Source organism: Acinetobacter sp. UBA1297 (assembly GCF_002307755.1).
Classification (GTDB): domain Bacteria; phylum Pseudomonadota; class Gammaproteobacteria; order Pseudomonadales; family Moraxellaceae; genus Acinetobacter; species Acinetobacter radioresistens.
On record NZ_DBUF01000028.1, the window covers coordinates 185,032 to 207,896 of the forward strand.

At 42.9% G+C, this 22,865-nt stretch carries 22 protein-coding genes and 1 tRNA gene; 10 read left to right on the top strand and 13 right to left on the bottom strand.

The genetic code is table 11. The features are described from left to right. Nucleotides 1–139 precede the first annotated feature (139 nt). Nucleotides 140–229, bottom strand: a tRNA-Ser gene (locus B3R63_RS12845). A 120-nt stretch (nucleotides 230–349) separates the two neighbouring features. Between B3R63_RS12845 and B3R63_RS12850 the strand changes: the two genes are divergently transcribed. Beyond that, nucleotides 350–2,227, top strand: a complete 1,878-nt coding sequence (locus tag B3R63_RS12850) for a potassium transporter Kup (protein WP_265760670.1) — start codon at nucleotides 350–352, stop codon at nucleotides 2,225–2,227. A gap of 119 nt (nucleotides 2,228–2,346) precedes the next feature. Here B3R63_RS12850 and B3R63_RS13885 read toward each other — a convergent pair whose 3' ends face one another. Continuing rightward, nucleotides 2,347–2,997: a hypothetical protein gene (locus tag B3R63_RS13885; RefSeq protein ID WP_005407175.1), complete on the bottom strand. Its 651-nt coding sequence runs from the start codon at nucleotides 2,995–2,997 to the stop codon at nucleotides 2,347–2,349. Nucleotides 2,998–3,259: 262 nt separating this feature from the next. Here B3R63_RS13885 and B3R63_RS12860 point away from each other — a divergent pair, with 262 nt between their 5' ends. Both B3R63_RS12860 and B3R63_RS12865 read left to right on the top strand, forming a co-directional pair. Beyond that, nucleotides 3,260–4,327 (top strand): DNA/RNA non-specific endonuclease, encoded by a 1,068-nt coding sequence (locus B3R63_RS12860; protein ID WP_286731697.1) that lies wholly within the window; start codon nucleotides 3,260–3,262, stop codon nucleotides 4,325–4,327. An 81-nt stretch (nucleotides 4,328–4,408) separates the two neighbouring features. Then, a complete protein-coding gene (locus B3R63_RS12865; RefSeq protein WP_005024144.1) occupies nucleotides 4,409–4,654 on the top strand; it encodes a hypothetical protein in 246 nt (81 codons plus the stop codon). Nucleotides 4,655–4,656: 2 nt separating this feature from the next. Here the strand turns inward: B3R63_RS12865 and B3R63_RS12870 are convergent, their stop codons facing one another. Beyond that, on the bottom strand, nucleotides 4,657–5,655 hold the full coding sequence (locus B3R63_RS12870; RefSeq protein ID WP_286731701.1) for an AraC family transcriptional regulator: 999 nt from the start codon (nucleotides 5,653–5,655) through the stop codon (nucleotides 4,657–4,659). 101 nt (nucleotides 5,656–5,756) lie between these two features. On the opposite strand from B3R63_RS12870, the gene B3R63_RS12875 reads away from it, so the two are divergent. Then, entirely contained in the window at nucleotides 5,757–6,401 is a 645-nt protein-coding gene (locus B3R63_RS12875; RefSeq protein WP_286731703.1) for a sterol desaturase family protein, read from the top strand. 86 nt (nucleotides 6,402–6,487) lie between these two features. Here B3R63_RS12875 and hisF read toward each other — a convergent pair whose 3' ends face one another. Continuing rightward, complete coding sequence (gene hisF, locus B3R63_RS12880) at nucleotides 6,488–7,246, bottom strand: imidazole glycerol phosphate synthase subunit HisF (RefSeq protein ID WP_005017939.1); 759 nt, start codon at nucleotides 7,244–7,246, stop codon at nucleotides 6,488–6,490. A gap of 112 nt (nucleotides 7,247–7,358) precedes the next feature. On the opposite strand from hisF, the gene B3R63_RS12885 reads away from it, so the two are divergent. The 3 genes from B3R63_RS12885 to B3R63_RS12895 are packed head-to-tail and all read left to right on the top strand — an operon-like array spanning nucleotide 7,359 to nucleotide 9,362. Beyond that, nucleotides 7,359–8,309 (top strand): homoserine kinase, encoded by a 951-nt coding sequence (locus B3R63_RS12885; RefSeq protein ID WP_286731706.1) that lies wholly within the window; start codon nucleotides 7,359–7,361, stop codon nucleotides 8,307–8,309. An 8-nt stretch (nucleotides 8,310–8,317) separates the two neighbouring features. Further along, nucleotides 8,318–8,935, top strand: a complete 618-nt coding sequence (locus B3R63_RS12890; RefSeq protein WP_286731964.1) for a DUF1294 domain-containing protein — start codon at nucleotides 8,318–8,320, stop codon at nucleotides 8,933–8,935. A 31-nt stretch (nucleotides 8,936–8,966) separates the two neighbouring features. Then, a complete protein-coding gene (locus B3R63_RS12895) occupies nucleotides 8,967–9,362 on the top strand; it encodes a DUF4870 family protein (protein ID WP_005407278.1) in 396 nt (131 codons plus the stop codon). Nucleotides 9,363–9,391: 29 nt separating this feature from the next. On the opposite strand, the gene B3R63_RS12900 is transcribed toward B3R63_RS12895, so the two are convergent. From B3R63_RS12900 to hisB, 6 genes are all read right to left on the bottom strand, one after another. Continuing rightward, nucleotides 9,392–10,339, bottom strand: a complete 948-nt coding sequence (locus tag B3R63_RS12900; RefSeq protein ID WP_286731708.1) for a DMT family transporter — start codon at nucleotides 10,337–10,339, stop codon at nucleotides 9,392–9,394. Nucleotides 10,340–10,557: 218 nt separating this feature from the next. After that, on the bottom strand, nucleotides 10,558–11,298 hold the full coding sequence (gene hisA / locus B3R63_RS12905) for a 1-(5-phosphoribosyl)-5-[(5-phosphoribosylamino)methylideneamino]imidazole-4-carboxamide isomerase (protein WP_005017957.1): 741 nt from the start codon (nucleotides 11,296–11,298) through the stop codon (nucleotides 10,558–10,560). Nucleotides 11,299–11,720: 422 nt separating this feature from the next. Further along, a complete protein-coding gene (locus B3R63_RS12910) occupies nucleotides 11,721–12,377 on the bottom strand; it encodes a 3'-5' exonuclease (RefSeq protein WP_286731711.1) in 657 nt (218 codons plus the stop codon). 73 nt (nucleotides 12,378–12,450) lie between these two features. Beyond that, nucleotides 12,451–12,984 (bottom strand): DUF805 domain-containing protein, encoded by a 534-nt coding sequence (locus B3R63_RS12915; RefSeq protein WP_005017961.1) that lies wholly within the window; start codon nucleotides 12,982–12,984, stop codon nucleotides 12,451–12,453. 168 nt (nucleotides 12,985–13,152) lie between these two features. Continuing rightward, nucleotides 13,153–13,770, bottom strand: coding sequence for an imidazole glycerol phosphate synthase subunit HisH (hisH, locus tag B3R63_RS12920; protein ID WP_286731713.1), 618 nt, complete (start codon nucleotides 13,768–13,770; stop codon nucleotides 13,153–13,155). Continuing rightward, nucleotides 13,770–14,363, bottom strand: coding sequence for an imidazoleglycerol-phosphate dehydratase HisB (gene hisB, locus B3R63_RS12925; protein ID WP_005024164.1), 594 nt, complete (start codon nucleotides 14,361–14,363; stop codon nucleotides 13,770–13,772). The genes hisH and hisB overlap by 1 nt, the downstream gene beginning before the upstream one ends. 104 nt (nucleotides 14,364–14,467) lie before the next feature. Between hisB and B3R63_RS12930 the strand changes: the two genes are divergently transcribed. Further along, nucleotides 14,468–14,845: a GNAT family N-acetyltransferase gene (locus B3R63_RS12930; RefSeq protein WP_005017967.1), complete on the top strand. Its 378-nt coding sequence runs from the start codon at nucleotides 14,468–14,470 to the stop codon at nucleotides 14,843–14,845. Nucleotides 14,846–15,450: 605 nt separating this feature from the next. Beyond that, entirely contained in the window at nucleotides 15,451–15,918 is a 468-nt protein-coding gene (locus tag B3R63_RS12935; RefSeq protein ID WP_286731716.1) for a hypothetical protein, read from the top strand. 71 nt (nucleotides 15,919–15,989) lie between these two features. Here B3R63_RS12935 and B3R63_RS12940 read toward each other — a convergent pair whose 3' ends face one another. The 3 genes from B3R63_RS12940 to ompR form a co-directional block, all read right to left on the bottom strand. Then, nucleotides 15,990–17,504 carry an acetyl-CoA hydrolase/transferase family protein gene (locus tag B3R63_RS12940; protein WP_005017988.1) on the bottom strand — a complete coding sequence of 505 codons (1,515 nt, stop codon included), beginning with the start codon at nucleotides 17,502–17,504 and terminating at the stop codon, nucleotides 15,990–15,992. Nucleotides 17,505–17,706: 202 nt separating this feature from the next. Further along, nucleotides 17,707–19,164 (bottom strand): ATP-binding protein, encoded by a 1,458-nt coding sequence (locus B3R63_RS12945; protein WP_248087028.1) that lies wholly within the window; start codon nucleotides 19,162–19,164, stop codon nucleotides 17,707–17,709. A gap of 210 nt (nucleotides 19,165–19,374) precedes the next feature. After that, entirely contained in the window at nucleotides 19,375–20,139 is a 765-nt protein-coding gene (ompR, locus tag B3R63_RS12950) for a two-component system response regulator OmpR (RefSeq protein ID WP_005017991.1), read from the bottom strand. 336 nt (nucleotides 20,140–20,475) lie between these two features. On the opposite strand from ompR, the gene B3R63_RS12955 reads away from it, so the two are divergent. Then, nucleotides 20,476–22,833, top strand: a complete 2,358-nt coding sequence (locus B3R63_RS12955; RefSeq protein WP_105919104.1) for a Tex family protein — start codon at nucleotides 20,476–20,478, stop codon at nucleotides 22,831–22,833. Nucleotides 22,834–22,865: the final 32 nt, after the last annotated feature.

Sequence of the window (22,865 nt, forward strand, 5' to 3'; positions counted from 1 at the left end):
AATTATTATACCTCCAGTTATACCCCCGACTATATCGGGATTGCAACAGATAAAGTAGATATTATTAGACACAAAAAAAGCCTAAACCCTTTAGATTTAAGCTTTTTAGGACCTCATGAATCATCATGAGAATAGAATTTGGCGGTGAGAGAGGGATTCGAACCCTCGATACGCGTAAACGTATACACACTTTCCAGGCGTGCTCCTTCAGCCACTCGGACACCTCACCAAGGCGTGCGATAATAACTAAAAAAACTGCGCCTGCCAAGTTGAAACAATTGATTTGAAGAAAAATAAATAACTCGGTGATAATATGGCGCAAAAATGGCATCTGTTATGAAGACAAAATATGCAAAGTTCTGCAAAAAAAGCCGCATTGCCTGCGATTACCTTGGCAGCATTAGGGGTGGTATTTGGGGATATTGGGACCAGTCCGCTTTATGCACTTAAGGAATCATTCCATGCAGCTCATGGTTTAGGAATCAGTACAGCTAATGTATTAGGTATTTTGTCGATTATCTTCTGGACAATGACACTGGTCATTACCATTAAATATATCGCTATTGTAATGCGTGCAGACAACAATGGTGAGGGCGGCATCATGGCGCTTCTTGCATTGAATTTACGTAATACCCGTTTCAGTGACCGCAAAAAATTACTGTTAATTGCTATTGGTTTTATTGGTGCTTCACTATTTTTTGGTGATGGCATTATTACACCTGCGATTTCAGTATTATCTGCCGTAGAGGGTCTATCTATCGCAACGGATGCTCTGGATCCGTATATTGTTCCAATCGCCATTACCATCGTGACGACCCTGTTCATCATGCAAAAGTATGGTACTGCTTTTGTTGGCAAATTTTTTGGTCCGTTAACCCTGCTCTGGTTTTTCTCGCTCGGCTTATTGGGTATTTCCAGTATTATACAGACACCTGTGGTACTAGGAATGTTCAGCCCACACTGGGCATTTCAGTTTATTGTAAGCCATCCGCTCATGACTTTTTTTATTATGGGAGCGGTAGTGCTTACTGTGACAGGTGGTGAGGCACTCTATGCCGATATGGGACACTTTGGGCCTGTACCCATCCGTTTGGCCTGGTTTTTTGTAGTCTTGCCATGTCTGGTACTTAATTATGCAGGACAGGGCGCATTATTACTGAGAAACCCGAGTGCTATTGAAAATCCATTTTATCTGCTAGTGCCGGAATGGGCGCTGTATCCAATGATTTTTCTGGCCACTATGGCTGCAGTAATTGCTTCTCAGGCAGTGATTTCAGGCGTATTTTCATTGGCGCGTCAGGCTATCCAGCTGGGTTATTTACCACGCCTTACTGTTAAGCATACTTCGGATTCAGAACAGGGCCAGATTTATGTGCCATTGCTCAATTGGGTACTGCTTGCTTCCATCATTGTCTTAATCCTGATTTTCCAGACCAGCTCGCGCCTCGCTAATGCCTATGGCCTGGCTGTAACTTTAACCATGCTGTGTGACACTTTACTGATTGCTGCATTTATCCGTTACAGCTGGAAATGGAAAATGCCAAAGCTGATGCTGCTGATCATTCCATTTCTGATACTGGACTTGGTACTGGTCAGTGCTACCTCACTAAAGGTATTCTCGGGCGGATGGGTGCCATTATTGATCGGTGGAGTTGCTTTTCTTCTGCTGATTACCTGGAAACAGGGCCGCGAGCTGACCTTTGCAAAATTACAGCAGGATACCTTGCCTCTGGAGCTATTTGTCGAGAGTATTGGTGATCAGGCTAACTGGGTAGAAGGAGAAGCAGTTTTCCTGACCGGTACACCTACTGTAGTTCCACATGCGATGCTGCATAACATGAAGCATAATAAGGTCTTGCATCAGAAAAATATTATTCTGACAGTCAAGATACAGGATGTACCTTATATGCCTGACGAACAGCGCTTTCATGTAGAGGTACTAAATCAGCATTTTTATCGGGTTGAGCTGTACTATGGTTTTAAGGATGAGATGAATATTCCTCATGCTCTGGAAGCAGTCTATGAGGCATTTGAGCTTGAATATAACCTGATGCAGATTAGTTTCTTTGTCTCACGTGAACGGATTATTAGTACAGTTGGAGACGGTATGGCACCTTGGCGTGAAAAGCTGTTTATTTCCATGCAGCGTAATACCAGCCCGGTGAGTGACTTCTATAAAATACCTACTAACCGTGTAGTAGAACTGGGCAGCCAGATTGAAATCTGAGTTTCTTAAATAAAATAGTAATAATAAAACCAAGGCACATAGGCCTTGGTTTTTTACTCTGGAGGAGTAGTTAAAATCTTGAGTTTGAATATGTAGCTTATAGAACGACTAGACAAAGCTTAACGACCTGCGCCACTGCCACTACCGGTTGAGCCTGAACTACCTGTGCCACTGCCCGTACCAGTTGATCCGCCTATACTGCCTGTACCGCTCATGCTGCTGTTGCCAGTTGCACTTCCCATACGACTCGTACCTGTAGTGCCGTTACTGGTCGTACTGCTGGTCGCACCTGTACCGCTATAGCCTGAGCTGGTGCCAGCTGAGTTGCTATAACCCGAGCTGGTGCCGGTAGTTGTACCGGAAGAAGTACCTGAGCTGGTTCCACTGTAAGTGCCTGTGCTCGGAGTGCCGCCATAAGTGCCCATGCTGTTTGTACCCATCGAGCCACTCATCCCGCCTGTAGTACCAACACCAGTGGTACGGCTATCAGTATTAATACCTGTAGTACTGCCAGTGCTACCCATGCTGCGAGTGCTGGACGAATCACGTGCCAGTGTATTGCTGTCCGAGATAGCAGACTGGGATGAAGAACGGTATTGACCATTACCCATCATTTCACTGAGTGAACCTGGCTGTCCATTCACTGTAGTATTAATCCGGACTTTCGATAGGCTTTCCAGAGTATCTCCAGGTTGTACTGGAGGTTCTGCGAAAGCTGTCATACTACACATTCCGGTAATGAAGCCTAGGCCGATTAGTTTAGAACGCATATTAAACTCCTCATGAACACTTGTGTTTGTTTTAATCGGGAGATCATTACCTTCTCATAAAGCACTTTTTCATTTCAATCAAACATACGTAATACTTAAAAGAGTATTCAGAAACCCTTTAATAAAGCGAACAAAATGTTACGTTTTTTACGGACTTTTTCATGCAATTTTGATGATGCTTTAATCAAATAAAGGTATATGCAATATACTTCATATAGAGGGCTTGTTAAGCTGCCGGAAACCGTTGTTTTGATACAAAGATATGGCCACCCGTAAGACACGTAGTAAGAGTAGATCGAAGACCCCATTTTTAAATAGCCGCCTGTCTAAAGGGTTGTTAGGTGTGCTTGCGGCCGGAAGTTTTGCCATAGCCTTCGGTGAAGAAAAAATCGGTCAGCTGTTTACAGCCGGGACATCAAATGCGGCCTGCCTAAACCAGTTTTATCATGAAGTGCCGCCCTATCTGGTAAAGGAAAGTCTGAAGAAAGACAGTTATCCGCTTTGTTTTAACGGGTTTAATGTCATGTATTCAGGAGTATCGAAAACGCCACTCTGGGTTGCAGAATATTTAAATCCACAGCGCCTCAGTACCAAAATCAAGCGTGAAGACAATTTTCATGAAGAGAGTCGCGTAGCAGAGCGCCACCGGGCCTTGCTCTCTGATTATCGAGGTTCAGGTTATGACCGTGGGCATATGGCGCCTAATGGGGATATGAGCAATAGCTCCTCCCAGTATGACAGTTTTTCTCTGGCCAATATGGTACCGCAGGCGCCTAAAAATAATCAGCAGGTCTGGCGTGAACTGGAAGAAGCCACGCGCGCTATTGTCACCAAGCAAAAGCAAAATGTTTATGTAGTTACCGGTCCGTTATTTACAGGGAAAAAACTGAAAACTATTGGCCGGGGTGTAATTGTACCGACAGCCGTATATAAAGCAGTGTATCTCCCGAAAACTGGTGCAATAGGAGCTTATTACGCGCCCAATAATAATTCTTTACAGGTCAAAATCGTAAGTGTCTGCTATCTGGAAGAGCAGCTTGGGATTAATCTGTTTCCACAGCTTACTGAAGAGCAAAAACGTAATACCTATAAGCTGCCATTGACCAGTACGGCAGTTAAAGCAAATAAACCGCTTGAGTATTCACACTGGGATGCAGAAAGCCAGTGTGCCGTAGATGCAAACCGGGAGCAGATTGAAACTGCACAGCAGGAATTCAAGCAGCAAAAGTCAGGCACCGGTATAAGTAACGTCAGCAGTGCAGCAACTAATTCAGGCATACAGCAGTTGTTTTCTGCCTTGCTACAATTTATTTTGCAACTCTTCAAATAAGTTGTCATAAAGAGCTAAACAAAACTTCCTGATTTGGTAACCTAAATATTAGATATAAAATCGAGAATAAGGAGCGTGCAGATGTTTAAACCTTTTGAAAATGGCACAGAATCCTCTGCGATTTATGACCTGACCCTGGAAAACCAGCTAGATTGTGTCAATATTTACGGCAATTTACAGATTACCAAAGACCAGCAGGGATTGCAGGCAGCCAAAAAATTGCAGGCATTTATGAATGATCTGGTTCAGGCGCTTGAACAGGCTCAGCCTTTACCCGAGCAGATTGAGCGACAGCCTGAACATGAAATTGAAAACCCCTTCCTTTAACTTCAAGTTTTTATATCTTGCTCATACAGACGCCATTGTCGCGGCGTCTGTCCAGTCCAGTGCTTGAACGCCCGCTGAAAGGCACTTTGTTCTGAATAGCCCAATAGCAAAGCGATTTCTTTTAAGCTGAGATACGGGTCTTTTAAATACTGTCTTGCCAGCATGAACCTGATATGTTGCACACGCTCCTGATAAGTACCACCTTGCTTCTGTAAATGGCGTTGTAACTGGCGTACAGACATTTCCAGTTTTACTGCTACCTGTTCAATCTGATACTCATCACGTTGTAAACCCTTGAGTATGACCTGCTGCAGACGTTGGTCCAGTTGGGTGCTGTGTGGCAGTTTTTCTAAAAGAGCTTGAGCCTGCTGCATCAGGAGATGCTGTAGAGTTTGATCACTGTGCTTTATAGGCTTGGAAAGTTCACTAAATGGGAGTAAAAGTCGGGTTAGCGGCTGGGAAAACCGGACCTTACAATGAAAATACTGTTCATATAATGCAATATTTCTTGGAGCCGGACAGGAGAAATGCACTTCATATAAATGAATCTGGTCCAGTGCCATAAAGTGTTTAAGAAACTCGACCATTAAAGCGATAGCAATCTCATCGGTAATCTGGCAGGGCTGTGCTTCTGGTTCTTCCCAGCTCACGGAAACATATTTAATATCTGAAGTAACACATAAGGGGCTGCCGTCATAAATCAGGCGGTGAAAATCATGGTAGCGTTGCAATGCCTCTCCCAGACTTTCACAGGACAGTGCCAGATAGGCAATAATGCCTAAATGTCGTGGCTGGACATAAGCTGCAATATCTAAACCTAGTGCCGGTTTTTGTAATTGTTGTTCTAGCCCTAATAAGAGCTTTCGCCAGATGCGGTATTCGAATCGCTCCTGTTGCTGTATATGCTGTAATTGTTCCGGTACGGTTAGGGCCTGTGCCTGATAGTAATCTAGCAGTAATTGCGCTAGTCCACCAAAGACTGAACCACTATATCCCTGCATTGAAATAAATTTCCTGTCGTATTTTGTCAATAAATTGGCTGAGCCAAGTCAATATTTAGCATGGAAAGCTTTTTATATTCAAGTAAAAGGGAGGAAGAGTTATGTGGAAAGGTTTTGTTGCGGGTCTAATCGTCGCCAATGCATTTGAATGGGTAGCGCATAAATATATTTTGCATGGTACACACCGTGCTGGAAAGCCACGTTACTCTCCCGTGCCAGATAGCATGAAATCACATTGGGAACATCATAAAATTGTTCGTAAAACTGAATTTTTTGATCAGGGTTATATAGAAGGGATAAAAAACTGGCGAACCCGTAATGAACTGATTTCACTAGGAGCAGTGGCAACTGCAACCAGTCTGATGTTTTATCCCATTTCTAAGGGTATGGCGCTGGCAGCCTGGTATAGTGCTATCAATTATTTTTATACACACCGCAAGGCTCATCTGGAACCGGAATGGGCCATAAAGGTTATTCCTTGGCATTATGACCACCATATGAATGCCAATCAGGATGCTAACTGGTGTGTAACCAAACCCTGGTTTGACTATATTATGGGAACCCGGATTATTTCTGCTCAGGATCTACAGGAAAAAAACCCTTTGGGTATAGCATTGCCGGAACCTTTGTCAAAGTCATTACAAAAAATAGCAGGGCGTTATTTTCCTGCACAATATATTCAAACAGGAATAGCTGAATCTGAAAATAAGAGTATATATTTAACTGAAACAGAGCAAGTAGCTTAAAAGAAAGCTGTCCTTAAAGTAGATTTTTTGTCTGAAGTAAAAAGAGTGTGGGGGCACACTCTTTTTTAAATTCTTTATTTTGCCGGTTAAAGGCGCATTTCAATACCTTGTTCTGCCAGATACTGTTTTGCTTCAGGAATAGTGTGCTGGCCAAAATGAAAAATACTTGCGGCCAGTACTGCATCAGCTCCACCTTTTAAAATGCCATCTGCCAGATGCTGAAGATTACCCACACCACCAGATGCGATAGTTGGTACATTTACCCGGTTATTAATAGCGCGCATCAGTTGCAAGTCATAACCGGCTTTAGTCCCATCGGCATCCATACTGGTAATTAATAACTCGCCTGCGCCGTATTCTGCCATTTTGACAGACCATTCAATGGCATCAATACCTGTCGGTTTACGGCCTCCATGGGTAAAAATTTCCCATTTATTTTCACCGGTTTTTTTGGCATCAATTGCAACGACAATACATTGTGCACCAAAACGCTGGGATGCTTCCTGAACAAATTCAGGATTAAATACGGCAGCAGAATTAATACTGACCTTGTCTGCACCGGCATTAAGCAATAAACGGATATCTTCGACTTTGCGCACACCGCCGCCAACAGTAAGGGGAACAAATACACTTTCGGCCATACGTTCGACTGTACGATAAGTCGTATCCCGCCCATGATGGGTTGCAGTAATATCAAGGAAGGTAATTTCATCGGCGCCCTGTTCATTATAACGGCGGGCGACTTCAACCGGATCACCGGCATCGCGGATATCAAGAAACTGTACGCCTTTTACCACTCGGCCATTATCAACGTCCAGGCAGGGGATAATACGTTTTGCGAGCATAAATTTTTCCAATTATAACAGCCGATTATGAAACTCACCTCCGCAGATGCTACACCTTGATAGAGGGAGAAGGTATTCTATCAAATTCGATATGTTTTTTTGCAGGTTTTCTATGTCGGTTTATACGCCGTTGAGTTTAAAGGAAGTTCAGTCCTTCGCAGCACCTTATGGACTAAAGGTTCAGGAACTGATTCCAATTCAAGGCGGTATTCAGAATACAAACTATTTTTTAGTGAACGAGGATGGTTCGCAGTTTGTACTTACAGTATTTGAAGAGATGAATGCGGCACAGGCAGGTGAACTGGTGCCAGTACTTGAGCATCTGGGCAATGCACATTTGCCAGTTGCGGTGCCCTTAAAACAGGCTGAAGCTGCAATTGGCCAGATTGCCGGAAAGCCTGCCCAGATTGCACCACGACTGGTAGGAGAGCACCCTATACCGGCCAATACTGCCCAGACAGCTGAGGTTGCCAGAGCACAGGCAAAATTGCATGTCGCTTTACAGGATTTTGATTTTGAGCGCCAGAGCTACCGTAATCATAGTTACTGGAGTCAGGTTGCTGCTGAACTAAGGCCCGACATGGATGTACAAGACCAGCTTTTACTGGATAGTGTATTTCAGCAGTTTGAAATATTCCAGGCCAAATACCCGCAGCGCCCGCTTGGCTTCATTCATTCCGATCTGTTTCGTGACAATACCTTATTCGAGGGTGACACTTTAAAGGGAATTCTGGACTTTTATGAACTAAACCATGATGAATTGCTGTTTGATATTGCCATTACGATTAATGATTTCTGTAGCGATTATCCGGCGGTGAAACTTGATCAGACACGGGTACAAGCCTATCTGGAAAATTATCAGACTGTGCGTATGCTGACAGAAGATGAAAAAGCCTGTCTGCCGGTTTATCTGGCCATGGCAGCCTGCCGTTTCTGGTTAATGCGTCTGCAAGTAGCACAGAAGAATGCGCAGGAACAGCGAGGTGGAGAGGATATCTTGCAAAAAGACCCGCTAGAAATGCGTAATATGCTACAAAATCGTCTGGCACTTATCGGGAAGTAAGGCAAATGATGCGTGATCAGGGGCGACTGGTAGAGTGGTTTGATGAAAAAGGTTATGGATTTATTCAACCCAATGAGTCTGATAAAGGACGGGTATTTTTACATATAAAGGATTTTGCCCGACCTGGACCCCGGCCAATTATTGGTTGTGCACTAGAATATCTGGTTATTCTGGATGCACAGGGCCGCTATCGTGCTCAGCAGGTGACCTATCTCACAGCTGCACAGGCCCGTAAAAAACCAGCCCGGCAGCAGACACGTTCACAATCTAAAAAAGCTTTGCAGCCCTTTCAGCTTCTGATCGCAGTCTATTTTATAATGTTGGGTATAGTGACTGCGAGTGGTCTTATAAATGGACTGCTTTTATTATTTACTATGCTCATGAATGTAGCAACTTACTGGTTTTATGCTCAGGATAAAGAAGCAGCACAGGCCGGACGGCGCCGTATATCTGAGCAGACTCTACATATATTATCCTTTCTGGGAGGGTGGCCTGCTGCCTGGTTAGCCCAACAGAAACTGCGACATAAAACACAAAAACAACCTTTTCGAAAAATATATTGGATTACTATAGTTCTAAATATCCTGTTGGTTTTATGGCTGATTTCTCCCTTGAATCCCTACTGATTCAAATTCATACTTAAAAAAGGAAAAATAAATGAATTCTGGTTCTGTCATGAATGACTCAAGACGCAGTCTGACTTTCAGTCTGTATATTCTTTATATTCTGGCGATTTTCACAGCTGGATTGCTGGCTGTAGTGGCGCTGGTGATCAATTATGTTAAACAAGACCAGATGCGCGGCAGTATTTATGAAAGTCATTTTACTTGGCAGATTCGGACATTCTGGTGGTATCTGATTTGGAATATTGTGGCTTTTATTCCTTTTATCTTTTTGCTGTTTACAGATAATAATGCCGATGCTTTTGCCTCAGTTCTGCTACTTGCCTCAGGTTTTTGTGTAGGAGTAATCGGGTTAGCATGGCTATGGATTGTATACCGTGCTATTAAAGGTTTATTACGTTTAAATGAAAATAAAGCCATGTATGAATGATTGTAAATTAATTTCAAAAGCCTGAAACATCAGGCTTTTTTATTATGTAAAGTATTTAAATCTTCAGTAACAGGCTCTATATCTTTTGAACCTAAAAACTTAGGTCGCCATTCACTTATGATAATACTCAGAACGACCAAGGCACCGCCTATTAAAGCTAATGGCGCCAGACGCTCACCTGCCAGCCGGCCAAACAGGCTGGCCCAGATGGGTTCTCCTGCATAGATAATTGCCGCACGGGATGACTCTACATAACGCTGTGCCCAGTTCATGACCAGTTGGATAATCGCACTGCTTATTCCTAAACCAAAAGCTGCTACTGCAAGCTGCCAGGAAAACACCGGAATACTTTGCTCTCCCAGAAATGGCATGCTCATAAAACTTAACACCGAAGTAAAAACCAGCTGAATAACTGTTACCCGCCGCAAATCTACCTTTCCTGCAAAATAGCCGATCAGGATAATTTCCAGTGCAATGGCGATAGCACCAAATAATGTAAGCGCCTGTCCAAAACTAAAAGAGATCTGTGTAAAACCATTGCCAGTCAAGAGTACCAATCCGCTAAAGGCCAGAATGACACCTATCCAGGTCATGATATGTGGTGTTTTGCGAAAAATAATCCAGAGTAAAAATGGAACAAGCGGAACATAGACTGCCGTAAGAAATGCTGACTCACTGCTACTAATGGTCTGTAAACCAATAGTCTGCGTGCCATATCCAACCGCAATGGTGCAGCCAATTAGGAAGCCTGCTAACAATTCTCGTAGATTGAGGCCACGCATGATTCTCCAGGATAGCAGTAGCACCGCCAGAGCTGCGGCTGCAAACCGGCAGCCTACAAAAAACATTGGTGAACTATAATTCAGAGCAAACTGGACTGTCAGGAAAGTTCCACCCCAGATCACTGTTATCAGAATCAGGGCAAATTGTGGCAGCAGCGAAGAGGAAGCGAGTTTGGATAAATTTGCAGTATTCATTACATCTGGCTTGGTTTTAAGGCCTGCCTATATTGCGATAAGCCTGCACCAGATACAACTTTTGCTAGTTTCCAGTTAAACTCTATTCATAAGCAGTTATTATATTTTTACTTTGTTTTACTTGCTGCTCATTTATAAAGCGGCAATACACTATAAAAAGAGGTTTCAGTTAATATAAAAAAGAGGCCAGATGGCCTCTTTAAATCTGGCTGTATAATTTACAGCACTACAGGCGATTGCTCGTCAAGAAGCAATTGTGCTTCACGCAGACTGAGCGTACCTTCATAGATTGCACGACCGGTGATTGCACCCAAGATGCCTGGCTGGTCTTTCAGCATACGGATATCTTCCATATTGGTTACGCCACCAGACGCAATAACAGGTAACCCCGAGTACTGGGCCAAGGCTACAGTCTGCTCAATATTTACACCTTGCATCATCCCGTCACGTGCAATATCAGTATATACAATACTGGATACACCCGCATCTGCAAATCGTTTGGCTAGTTCTGTCGCTTTAACATCAGTAACGTTAGCCCAGCCATCAGTAGCGACCATACCATCTTTGGCATCGATACCCACAATAATGCGTCCAGCAAATTTTTTACAGGCTTCTTCAACAAATTCAGGATTTTGAACTGCTTTAGTTCCAATAATAACGAAAGACACCCCGGCTTCAAGATAATGTTCAATCGTTTCCAGAGAGCGGATTCCGCCACCAATCTGCACAGGCAGTTCTGGTTGTGCCCGTACAATAGCTTCAACTACAGGTTTATGAATGGGTGTACCTGCAAAAGCACCGTTCAGATCGACCAGATGCAAACGACGTGCCCCTTCATTGACCCAATGCTGTGCAGTTGCTACCGGATCATCAGAAAACACCGTATCGTCTTCCATACGGCCCTGTTTTAAACGGACACATTTACCATCTTTTAGATCAATTGCCGGGATGATCAGCATGCTTTCGCTCCTTGCTTAACCTGTTGAATTTTATTGGTCTAATCTTAACAATAAACTTGAATTTTCTAAATGCTATATTTTTATCTATCAATAAAATAAGACTGACTTAAATTAGGCTAGATATTGTCAGCTTAGAGTTATGTTTTTGTATTATTCAGTATGGCATTCTATATAAAAACAAACATGTTATTAAGTGAATTCAGCAATTAACTTCAGGCTAAGTATCCAAATGATAAGGTGCGGTAATTGAGCTGCTATTATCAGTCTGAACTAGTAACTATGTCCCGCAATTAAAGGGAATATCAAATCACTTATCTGATTCGCTGCTGATCAATTAAAATTCTATTCATAGATGTAGCTATCTTTACATAAGATCAGGCACATCATTTATAAAACAGAAAATCTGGATAACCATTACGCGGTCACTGGTCTAAACAGTTCACCTGTTCAAGCAGCCGTAAAGTATGCTCAGGCAATAGGCTACGTTTTCTGAGTTCCTGAAATACCAGCAGTGCTGCATAAACATCTGCTGCTGCATAGCCGATTTGTGTTGAGCTTAAACGAATATTAGACCAGTCAGATATACTGATTTTTTTAAATTTGGGAAAATTTTGCTGGAATAGCAGGGCCACAGCATTTTTTAAACCTATAGGCTGCTTAAAGCCAAATGCAGAAAAGCATTTTGAGAGTTCTACTGTACTTTGCAGTTCTATACCTTTTTTCCGGAACAGGTGAACATCATTTTTTAAACCAAAACCGACCTTCACCTGTTTCTGATTTGCCAATATTGGCTTGAGAAAATTGAGGATGTCTGGGTTAAGCTGAAACAGGAACACCTTTTCTGCAGTGGCCAGTTGGATAAGATGAGGCCCTGTTGAAATCTCGCCACGTCTAAAAGTCAGTTTAGATTCTGAATCAAAACCCAGTACAGTAGCCGTAACTAACTCATATTGCAGAGGTAGACAGTCTTTCAGACTGCTAAGCACATAGATATGTGAAGCATCTAAATTTTTAAAGAGAGGAAGCTTATTGATTTCTTCTTTATTCGGGAGCAGAGAAAGTTCAGTGCTTTCAGGCATAACAAAAGCTTCCGAGTAAAAGTATCAGTTATTTATAATACTCCAGCCGATACATGGCTTGAGTATAGGCCTGCTATTCAGCCCGTTGCTGTATTTCAAGCTGGCTATATTGTGCTTTTTGTACATAGTCCTGATAAGCTGGAACAGCAATAGCTGTTAAAATTCCGAGTGGAACAATCAGTATATATAACCAGCCTAGCACCTTTTCCCAAGTTGCGGTTGCACGCGGCAGCCCATAGTTATTTATGCCTTCATCACCACGGGCAAAGAACAGATATAATATTAAAAACAGATTCACCAGCGGTACTAGCATCAGCAGTGATAACCAGCCGGTATGATTGCGGTCATGCAGACGCCGAATGGTAAAAATAAAGCTAAAGTATATCAGGACAATATACAAGATCCCCATCATGATCAGACCAGGTATAGAGATGTTCTCTGCACCCTCAGCAGTATTAAATAAACCCGGTGCAAAAAGTCCTATTAAGAAAACAAGCAGGATAACGCCGAAACTCATCAGCATGTTCCATCCTAAAAAGGACAGGCGTCCAAAACGGCCATGTGCTTTTAAAGGTGAATCTGTAGTTGAACTGAAACTGGAAGTCATTTTTTATAATCCTTAATGTTTTTATTAAGTTTTTGTTTAAAGCAGTAGGCATCATAAACAAGCTTGAACAAAAGGAAAAGTGAAAACTTCTAAACTATAGGTTTAAAGCTGAATTACAATAAAAAAGCCCACCTGATGATGAGCTATGGTAAAAGGTTTTAGACCTGTTTAAATCTTCCAGTCCACAAAGTTTTTAAGTAACTGTAGACCGGCAGTATGACTTTTTTCTGGATGAAATTGGGTGGCGAATAGATTATCTTTTTGGATAGCTGTACAGAAGTCCAGTCCATAATGGCAGGTTGCCGCAACCAGTTCAGGGTTCTGTGGTTCGACATAAAAACTATGCACAAAATAAAAACGGCTATCCTGAGCAATATTTTTCCACATTGGATGACTTGGTTCAGTCTGCTTAACCCGGTTCCAGCCCATGTGGGGAACTTTTAAACCTTCAATCTCAGGAAAACGCTTCACTGCGCCTGCGAAAATACCCAAAGCATCGGCGCCACCATTTTCCTCAGAATATTGCATTAATGCCTGCATGCCGACACATATAGCTAGAACCGGTTTATTGAATACTGCATTTTTAACAACATCATCAATTCCGGCTTCATGCATACCTTGCATACAGTCACGCATTGCCCCAACACCAGGGAACACGATTTTATCTGCCTGAGCAATGAGTTTAGGGTCATTAGTGACATCAACAGTAGCACCCACATACTCTAGTGCTTTCGCGGCCGAGTGCAGATTGCCCATGCCATAGTCAAGTAAAGCAATACGGGTCATTACAGGCTACCTTTAGTTGAGGCCACAGTATTTTCTGCACGTGGATCGACTTCACATGCCATACGCAGGGCACGTGCAAAGGCTTTGAATACACTTTCGATCTGGTGGTGTGAATTTTTCCCTTTCAGATTGTCGATATGCAAGGTCATTAAGGAATGATTGACAAAGCCCTGGAAGAATTCAGAAAACAGGTCTACATCAAAACTGCCAATACGGGCACGGGTAAATGGAATATCCATAAACAGACCCGGACGGCCAGAGAGATCGACTACAACACGTGACAGTGATTCATCCAGTGGCGCATAAAAGTGTCCATAGCGGCGCAATCCCTTTTTATCACCCAGTGCCTGGGCAAAAGCCTGACCTAACGTAATACCACAATCTTCTACTGTATGGTGGTCATCAATTTCCAGATCACCATCACAATGAATATCAATATCAAAAAGACCATGGCGCTTGATTTGATCAATCATATGATCTAAAAAGGGAATGCCAGTATTTAAGGTGCCCTGACCCGTACCATCAAGGTTGAGACGAACTCGAATCTTGGTTTCGTTAGTATTTCTTACCACTTCACTGATACGTTGCGTCATGGACACATTCCTCAAAAACGTCAAAAATGTTTGATGTGAAAACTTGCGCTGTGTTGATCAAGGTCAAAGCCACAGCATATTAGATTGCTCAGGAGGGTTAATCAATGCCTATTACCGTACATGCTCATACTTCTCTAGAAAATGCAGAAGTCCGCAGTCAGCTTGAGCGCCTATATGACACCAGTCCGGAATTCGGAGACGGGCAGGATGCGGTCGAGCAACTTGAACAGCATCTGGCCCAGTATACAACGTTGTATACAGCAGAGTTTAATACCAAAATTATAGGTGCAATCTGGTGTACGGGACAAGGGGAGAGTAAGACTCTGGAATATATCGTAGTACATCCGGCAAATCGCGGTCGTGGAGTTGCTGAACGTCTGGTCAGTGAAGTCTGCCGCTATGAAGAGGCAAAAGAAGTCAAAAGGTTTGAGCCAGGCTGTGGGGCTATCCATCGTTGCTTGGCACATCTAGGCAAACTGTAAAGATATAACTAGGCAAATATAGCTTAAGAGGATGTTAAGTTTATTAGTCTCGCTATTACTGCTTGTTCAATCTTTTTGATTTTGCATGAAAAATAATCTTTTAAATATTTTTATAAAGTAAAGACTTGACGATCAGTTAATTAGATTGTTTAATACGCCCCACATCGGCGCGATAGCTCAGTCGNNCTGCCTCACGCCACCATATTTGTGTTTTCAGTCCCTGATCCCATCAGGGATTTTTTTTGCTTAAAATATATGCATTTAAACTAAAAAAAACTGATTTTTGTTGACTCTTGCCAGCAGATACGGCTTAATACACCTCATCGGCGCGATAGCTCAGTCGNNCTGCCTCACGCCACCATATTTGAAAAGCCCCATATACTGTATGGGGCTTTTTTTATGCTGATTAAAAATAATGAATATAGCTAAAGGGCAAAATCAGGAGTCTTTATTAATATTTAGATACTGATTTAACTGAGCGTAACAGAATTAATGGTTAATTATTATACAAAATAAAACAAGTGACTTATATATTGAATTGATACCAGCTCTGGAGTGACATTGCTATGCACTTCTTTAAATACATTATTCTGATAGTTTTTAGCATGAATGCTTTGATAGCAGTTTTTGCACAAAGTGTCGAACTGCCAGTATTAAAAGTCATGGCTGAGCCTGAAATGCGCCAGGAAACTGGGTTTATTCCCTATCAGGAGAGGAAAAGCGAGCAGCGTGCTTTACAGCATCGGATGATGCAGATTGAGGATGACTTGCAGAATATCACTGTTAATGCCCATCCGGTGCGGAATATTGAAGCGAGTGAGGGCAGGCCAGAGGTTAATATGGATCATCTGCCCTTAGCCTTACAACAGCATTTACTGGCAATAGCAGCAGGTTTACAGTCAGATAACCCGATGCGTGGGCTGGAGATCATGTTACAGCCATTTCGTAATGAATCAGGACAGATTCAGTGGGATTTGGGTAAGGTTTCGCTAGGTACACTAGAGACTCAGGCCCTTAGAGAGATAGACTTTAGTCAGCCAGTTACCACTACACCCCGCCTTCGTATAAATTAATCCAGTTCTTGCTATTGCAATAATTCAGACAAGAAAAAACGCCCAGATGGGCGTTTTTTAACTGAATGCTATTAAGCAGTTTTTACTGCAGGCTCAACAGCCAGCATATGTCCATTTTCTTCAAAGTTAATATGCCATTGCAGCGCTTCACGAAGCAGATGTGGTGTATGGCCACCTTTAGCAGTTGAACGGTCAAAATAGTCGTTCAAGGCATCTTTATAAAGTGGGTGTACACAGTTCTCGATAATTACACGAGCACGCTCACGTGGAGCCAGTCCACGAAGGTCAGCTAGACCCTGTTCTGTAACCAGAATATCAACATCGTGTTCGGTATGGTCAACATGAGATACCATTGGAACAATTGAAGAAATATCGCCCCCTTTTGCAATCGATTTGGTTACAAAAATTGCCAAGTGTGCATTACGGGCAAAGTCACCTGAACCACCAATACCATTCATCATCTTGGTGCCGCAAACATGGGTAGAATTCACATTACCGTAAATATCAAACTCAAGCGCAGTGTTAATACCAATAATACCTAAACGGCGTACCAGTTCAGGGTGGTTTGAAATTTCTTGTGGACGTAATACAAACTTGTCTTTATATGCTTCCAGGTTGCCGAAAACACGCTCACCACACTGGGTAGACAATGTCATTGAACAGCCAGAAGCAAATTTCATTTTACCGGCATCGATTAGCTCAAAAGTACAGTCTTGTAATACTTCTGAATACATCACCAGATCTTCAAAGTTTGAATCTTTAAAGCCGGTCAGTACAGCATTGGCAATTGAGCCGATACCTGCTTGCAAAGGGCCCAAATTTTTCGGTAAACGGCCATCAGCAACTTCTTTTTCAAAGAAATTAATCAAATGATTGGCAATTGCCTGAGTTTCCACATCTGGTGGTGTTACTGTAGATGGAGAATCTGGTGTTTCATTAAATACAATACCAACGATTTTTGCAGGATCAATTGGAATCGCAGTTGAACCGATACGGTCATCTACCTGAGTTAAAGGTACTGGTGTACGGGTCGGGCGGTAAGTCGGAATATAGATGTCATGCAGACCTTCAAATTCTTCACTTACTGAAGTGTTAATTTCAATAATGACTTTTTCTGCAAAAATAGCAAAGCTTGCAGAGTTACCTACAGAAGTTGTTGGCACAATATGGCCATCTTCAGTAATTGCAACTGCTTCAATAACTGCAATATCCGGGCGTTTAAGCTGCAGGTTACGCATCTGTTCTACAGTTTCAGACAAATGCTGGTCAATAAACATTACTTCGCCATTGTTGATCGCACGGCGCAGTGTGTTATCTACCTGAAATGGCATGCGACGAGCCAGTACACCAGCTTCAGTCATCTGTTTGTCCAGATCGTTACCCAAGCTTGCACCGGTAATTAGGGAGATTTTTAAAGGATGCTGTTTGGCACGTTTTACCAGTGCCTGAGGAATTGCTTTGGCTTCACCTGCACGAGTAAAGCCACTCATACCGATAGTCATGCCATCTTGGATGAACTCGGCAGCTTGATCTGCACTGATTACTTTGTCATGAAGGGAGGCTAATCGAATACGATCTAAAGACATGGTTTACTCTCAATATGCTCGAAACTAGACGGATTGTACCGCCCAAAAAACAAATTGTGCATGCCTGTTAGGCTAAGGTCTAATTTTTTCAGAAAATGAAGGTATAAATATTTTTGATGCTTTTTAAGCTACTATTTTTTAAATAAATATTTTTAAAGGCTAAGATAATTGTAAAATTCAAATGTCCAAAATTTAATCATGATTAAAAACGGTCACTTAGACTTTGCTTGATCTTTTCTAGCGGATTATGACTACTGTTTTCTTCAGTTTTCTCTTTAGGTATCAACAGTGAGATAATAGCTTCTAACCCGCCTTCAGGACGATTATGGATTTTAAGCTCGCCTTGATGGATATCAACAATACGTTTAACAATTGCTAAGCCCAAGCCACTACCTTGTACGGTACGGGCGGAGTCTCCACGCACAAAAGGTTGCATGAGATCCTGAATCTGGTCTTCTGGAATCCCTTCGCCATGATCTGCTACCTTGATGATAATCCGGTCATTTTCTGTATAGGCAGACAGTTCGATTGGTTCAGCACCATAACGCTTGGCATTATTGATCAGATTGCCAATCAGGCGTTTCAATGACAGGCTACGTGCTGGAATGATAGGAACATCCTGTGCTTCAAAACGAATATTTAGCGGTTTGAACTGAACAATCAATTCCTGTAGCAAGATGTTGATATTGGTGTCTTTCAATTCTTCGTCAGAGCCATCACGCATATAGGAGATGAACTGATTCAAAATTGCATCCATATCATCAACGTCATAAATCAGCCCTTCACGCAGGAATTCATCCGGTAACATTTCAGCAGTCAGACGAATTCGGGTCAACGGTGTACGTAAATCATGTGAAATACCTGCTAGCATGATCATCCGCTCGCGCTCTGTCTGCTCTAGCGTATAAACCATATGATTAAAGGCCTGATTTACCTGACGGATTTCTAGTGGACCATGATTGGTTTCCAGATAAGGTGCCTTCCCAGTTTTACTGTACTGGTTTGCCGCATTTTGCAGCCGACGTAAGGGGCGATTTAACTGCCGGACCAATGTCAAAATAATAATAGATGCAATAATCGGAACACCGAGCAGCCAACCAAAAATCAGTTCAGGGCTATAGTTGGCATAAGTTTTTAATGGTTCACGGACCCAGTTTCCGTGCATTTCGGGGGTCTGTATCCAGATTCTTGGGCTTGGCTTAAACTGGAAATACACCGTAACATTATCGACTTTTAACTCTCTAGCCAGCTTTTCCTCAATATGGTTAGTAAAGAATTCGGCGATCACCTTTTCTCGAACATTGGGATACTCTTTAGGGTCAGTGACATATTCAATTCCGACCCGATTTTTGAGCCAGGTATCTATATCCATTTCAACATTGTCATGGAAGATACGCAGTTTGGGGTTATTGATAATTTCAAGCTCAACAGCCAGATAACGGGCATGTTGCTGAATTTCAGGTAAATATAAAGTACGCCAGAAAAACCAGAGTGACATGACCAGACTGAACAGCACCACAAAACCGACCAGAACTGTAGTACGCATTGCTGCGGAGCGTGGCTTGATCTTGTCCAGGAAACGTTCCCCACGGGTGCGTTTTTTCTCTGAATAAGCTACATAGTCAGTAAATTCTTGTGGATCAATAGGGTCGAGTTTCACTCCGGATTCCTATAAGTGTATTTTATAGTCAGACTGTAATTTTATGACAGAATTTTAGCGGCTTGTCTTGGCTCAAAGGCCATAGACAATGCAATTTTTTAAGCATTCTTATACGAACTAGCCATTCACTTTATTGGCAGATATAAAACCTCCCAGTAGTGAATGGCCTGTACAAATCATCAGGATAATTCCGGTCATAAAATAAACAGGTTATTCAGCGCCATCTGGCACAAAGACGTAACCTACGCCCCAGACTGTCTGAATATAACGTGCACGTGCCGGATTTTCTTCAATCAGACGACGCAGGCGAGACACCTGAACATCAATTGAACGTTCCATGGCACCCCATTCACGACCGCGCGCCAGATTCATCAGTTTGTCACGTGTTAGTGGCTCACGTGGATGCTGAACCAATGCCTTGAGTACGGCAAACTCACCAGTGGTTAAAGTGACCACCTGACCTTCACGTGTCAGCGTACGGGTCGATAAATCTAGAGACCATGGTCCGAAACTTACGACCTCTACCTGCTGACTAGGAGCACCAGGTACTTCACGGACCTGGCGACGCAGAACTGCCCGGATACGGGCAAGAAGTTCGTTTGGATTAAATGGTTTAGGCAGATAATCATCTGCACCTGCTTCAAGACCGGCAATGCGGTCAGAATCACTGCCACGCGCGGTCAGCATAATAATTGGAATATCAATATTGGACTGTCGTAAACGACGGCAAATACTCAAGCCATCTTCAACTGGCAACATAAAGTCGAGTACAATCAGTGAAAACAGTTCACGTTGTAGCAGACGATCCATCTGGGTAGCATCGTGTGCAGTTTTAACGACAAAGCCTTTATCTTCCAAAAAACGTTGTAACAGAGTACGCAAACGCACATCATCATCGACCACGAGGATACGTTCAACGCGATCTGTATCGGCTTGTACAGCATCTGTATGTTCAGCAGGTACAACTAGACTCATGATGTGCTCCTTTATTGTTTATTGTCATCGTGATCAGACCCATATACAGTATTGAGTATACGATGCTTACAATGAGTTTTACTATGCTCTAAAGCACCAAATATTGCAGTAAAAATCAAGACATAGATACCAAATATATACAGGTAAAAAATAAACCGGAACGGCCAGATCTTGGTAATTTACGGGAATTTTGTCGTAAAATTGCATAAAAACCATGGAACTTCACTAAATTAGCATTATTGCTGATGTGTAATTTAGATAAAACAATAGTAGATTTTATGGCCTTGGTCTTTATAATCACAGCTTTTAGTATTTATCCTTGTGGAATCAAACACGATGACTGACTTAGTTCAGCAGCTGGCAAGCGAGCTTGCCGTACGTCCAGATCAGGTTGAAGCTGCCATCAAGCTTATAGATGAAGGTGCCAGTGTTCCTTTTATTGCCCGTTACCGTAAAGAAGTGACACAAGGCTTAGACGATACGCAGCTACGTCAGCTTGATACGCGTTTATCCTATTTACGTGATTTAAATGAGCGACGCGCTAAAGTCATCGAATCGCTGAAAGAACAGAATAAATTAAGCGATGACTTGCTGGCCCGGGTCGAGGCCGTCGAAACCAAAAATGCTCTTGAAGAAATTTATGCACCTTATCGTCCAAAACGGACCAGCAAATCTTTCAAGGCAAGAGAAGCTGGGTTAGGGCCGGTTGCTGAGAAAATATTGGCTGAACAGGTTGACCCGAGTGAAGCACTTGCAGGGTTCTCGCATGAAGAGTACCCAGACCTGGAAAGCCAGCTGGATGCCATTCAGCATATTATTATTGATGAGTGGGCACAGAATATTGCGCTGACGGCTGAGCTTAAAGCCAACTTTGCAAAAACTGCCGTTTTGAAAAGTGCAGTAGCAAGTGAAGAGAAGAAAGAAGTTGGCAAAAAATTCCGTGACTATTTTGAATTTTCAGAAAATTTGAACAAAGTCCCTTCACATCGTTTACTGGCCATGTTGCGCGGACGTCAGGAAAATGTGCTGGGCCTTAAAGTTGATGGTGAAAATGATCCGGCGATTCAGCGTATTGAGGTTGAATATCAGTTGGATCAAATTCAGCCACAGACACGTCAGGATTTTCTCAAGCAAACTGCAAAACTGTTCTGGATGGGTAAAGTACGTCCACAGGTTGAGCATTCATTACTGACCGAAAAGCGTTTAGCTGCTGAAAATGAAGCTATGCAGGTCTTTGCAGAAAACCTGCGTCATTTACTCTTGTCTGCACCGGCAGGTAGCCGACGTACATTGGGCGTAGACCCGGGTATACGTACTGGCGTAAAACTGGCAGTAGTGAATGAGTCAGGTGATGTACTCGCCCATAGTACGATTTATCCGTTTGCTCCAAAAGAAGATAAAGAAGGTTCAGTGGCCGAACTTGCGCGTTTGTGCCGTGAATTTGATATTGAACTGATTGCAATTGGTAATGGTACAGCCAGCCGCGAGACTGAAGCTGTAGTGGCTGAAATGATGGCAGCCAACCCGGATCTAAAACTGACCCGTGTGACTGTAAGTGAAGCTGGTGCATCAGTCTATTCAGCGAGTGAGCTGGCTTCTCAGGAATTGCCTGAACTGGATGTGTCTATTCGTGGAGCAGTATCTATTGCCCGTCGATTACAGGACCCACTGGCTGAGCTGGTTAAAATTGATCCGAAATCAATCGGCGTGGGGCAGTATCAGCATGATGTAAATCAGGCCGGTCTTGCAAAAACGTTAGATGCGGTAGTTGAAGATTGTGTAAATGCGGTGGGCGTAGACGTTAATACCGCCTCTTCTGCAATTTTAGGTTATATTGCTGGTTTAAATAAAGCAATTGCCCAACAAATTGTAGAATACCGTAAAGAGAACGGTCGTTTTGACAACCGTCAGGACTTGAAAAAAGTTCCCCGTTTGGGCGATCGTACATTTGAACAGGCAGCTGGTTTCTTGCGTATTCAAGAAGGTAATCAGCCATTAGATGCATCTTCTGTTCATCCGGAAAGTTATGGTCTGGTTGAGAAAATTGTTGAAGCCAAAGCCACTACTGTAAAAGATATTATTGGAAATAGTGAAATTATTCGTCAGGTAGACCCTAACCAGTTTATTGATGACAAGTTTGGTCTGCCTACTATCCAGGATGTATTGGCCGAACTGGAAAAACCGGGTCGTGATCCGCGCCCTGAATTCCGTACTGCCAAGTTCCGTGATGACATTACTGATGTGAAACAGTTGACTGAAGGTATGCAACTGGAAGGCGTGGTAACCAATGTTACTAACTTTGGCGCTTTTGTTGATATTGGCGTACACCAAGATGGACTGGTACATATTTCAGAATTAGCAAACGAATTTGTTTCAGATCCGCACAAGATTGTAAAGCCGGGACAAATCGTACAGGTACGTGTGATTCAGGTCGATGCAGAGCGTAATCGCGTTAATCTTTCTATGCGACCTGAGGGTGCTGCTGCGCCGGTAAAAACATCACCACGTCCGCGTCGTGAACAAAATCAAGAGCAGCGTCCTGAGCGTAAGCCACAAGGTAAACGTCCTCAACATGCCCGTCCGCAAGGTGAACGCCCACAAGGGAAGAAACCACAGGCAGCTAAACCGCAGGAACAGAAAATTGGCGGATTAGGCGCTTTATTATTGCAAGCAGGTATTAAAGGATCTAAATAATCTCTGCGAAGTAAACGGAAACCTCCCAAGTG

Coding starts and splice junctions, on each gene's coding strand:
- B3R63_RS12890 (WP_286731964.1), top strand. CDS start 8,318: ATGCGTGATCAGGGGCGACTGGTAGAGTGGTTTGATGAAAAAGGTTAT.
- B3R63_RS12940 (WP_005017988.1), bottom strand. CDS start 17,504: ATGTCTTTAGATCGTATTCGATTAGCCTCCCTTCATGACAAAGTAATC.
- B3R63_RS12895 (WP_005407278.1), top strand. CDS start 8,967: ATGAATTCTGGTTCTGTCATGAATGACTCAAGACGCAGTCTGACTTTC.
- B3R63_RS12930 (WP_005017967.1), top strand. CDS start 14,468: ATGCCTATTACCGTACATGCTCATACTTCTCTAGAAAATGCAGAAGTC.
- B3R63_RS12910 (WP_286731711.1), bottom strand. CDS start 12,377: ATGCCTGAAAGCACTGAACTTTCTCTGCTCCCGAATAAAGAAGAAATC.
- B3R63_RS12875 (WP_286731703.1), top strand. CDS start 5,757: ATGTGGAAAGGTTTTGTTGCGGGTCTAATCGTCGCCAATGCATTTGAA.
- B3R63_RS12865 (WP_005024144.1), top strand. CDS start 4,409: ATGTTTAAACCTTTTGAAAATGGCACAGAATCCTCTGCGATTTATGAC.
- B3R63_RS12935 (WP_286731716.1), top strand. CDS start 15,451: ATGAATGCTTTGATAGCAGTTTTTGCACAAAGTGTCGAACTGCCAGTA.
- B3R63_RS12900 (WP_286731708.1), bottom strand. CDS start 10,339: ATGAATACTGCAAATTTATCCAAACTCGCTTCCTCTTCGCTGCTGCCA.
- hisA (WP_005017957.1), bottom strand. CDS start 11,298: ATGCTGATCATCCCGGCAATTGATCTAAAAGATGGTAAATGTGTCCGT.
- B3R63_RS12860 (WP_286731697.1), top strand. CDS start 3,260: ATGGCCACCCGTAAGACACGTAGTAAGAGTAGATCGAAGACCCCATTT.
- B3R63_RS12850 (WP_265760670.1), top strand. CDS start 350: ATGCAAAGTTCTGCAAAAAAAGCCGCATTGCCTGCGATTACCTTGGCA.
- hisF (WP_005017939.1), bottom strand. CDS start 7,246: ATGCTCGCAAAACGTATTATCCCCTGCCTGGACGTTGATAATGGCCGA.
- ompR (WP_005017991.1), bottom strand. CDS start 20,139: ATGAGTCTAGTTGTACCTGCTGAACATACAGATGCTGTACAAGCCGAT.
- B3R63_RS12870 (WP_286731701.1), bottom strand. CDS start 5,655: ATGCAGGGATATAGTGGTTCAGTCTTTGGTGGACTAGCGCAATTACTG.
- B3R63_RS12915 (WP_005017961.1), bottom strand. CDS start 12,984: ATGACTTCCAGTTTCAGTTCAACTACAGATTCACCTTTAAAAGCACAT.
- B3R63_RS12955 (WP_105919104.1), top strand. CDS start 20,476: ATGACTGACTTAGTTCAGCAGCTGGCAAGCGAGCTTGCCGTACGTCCA.
- hisH (WP_286731713.1), bottom strand. CDS start 13,770: ATGACCCGTATTGCTTTACTTGACTATGGCATGGGCAATCTGCACTCG.
- hisB (WP_005024164.1), bottom strand. CDS start 14,363: ATGACGCAACGTATCAGTGAAGTGGTAAGAAATACTAACGAAACCAAG.
- B3R63_RS13885 (WP_005407175.1), bottom strand. CDS start 2,997: ATGCGTTCTAAACTAATCGGCCTAGGCTTCATTACCGGAATGTGTAGT.
- B3R63_RS12885 (WP_286731706.1), top strand. CDS start 7,359: ATGTCGGTTTATACGCCGTTGAGTTTAAAGGAAGTTCAGTCCTTCGCA.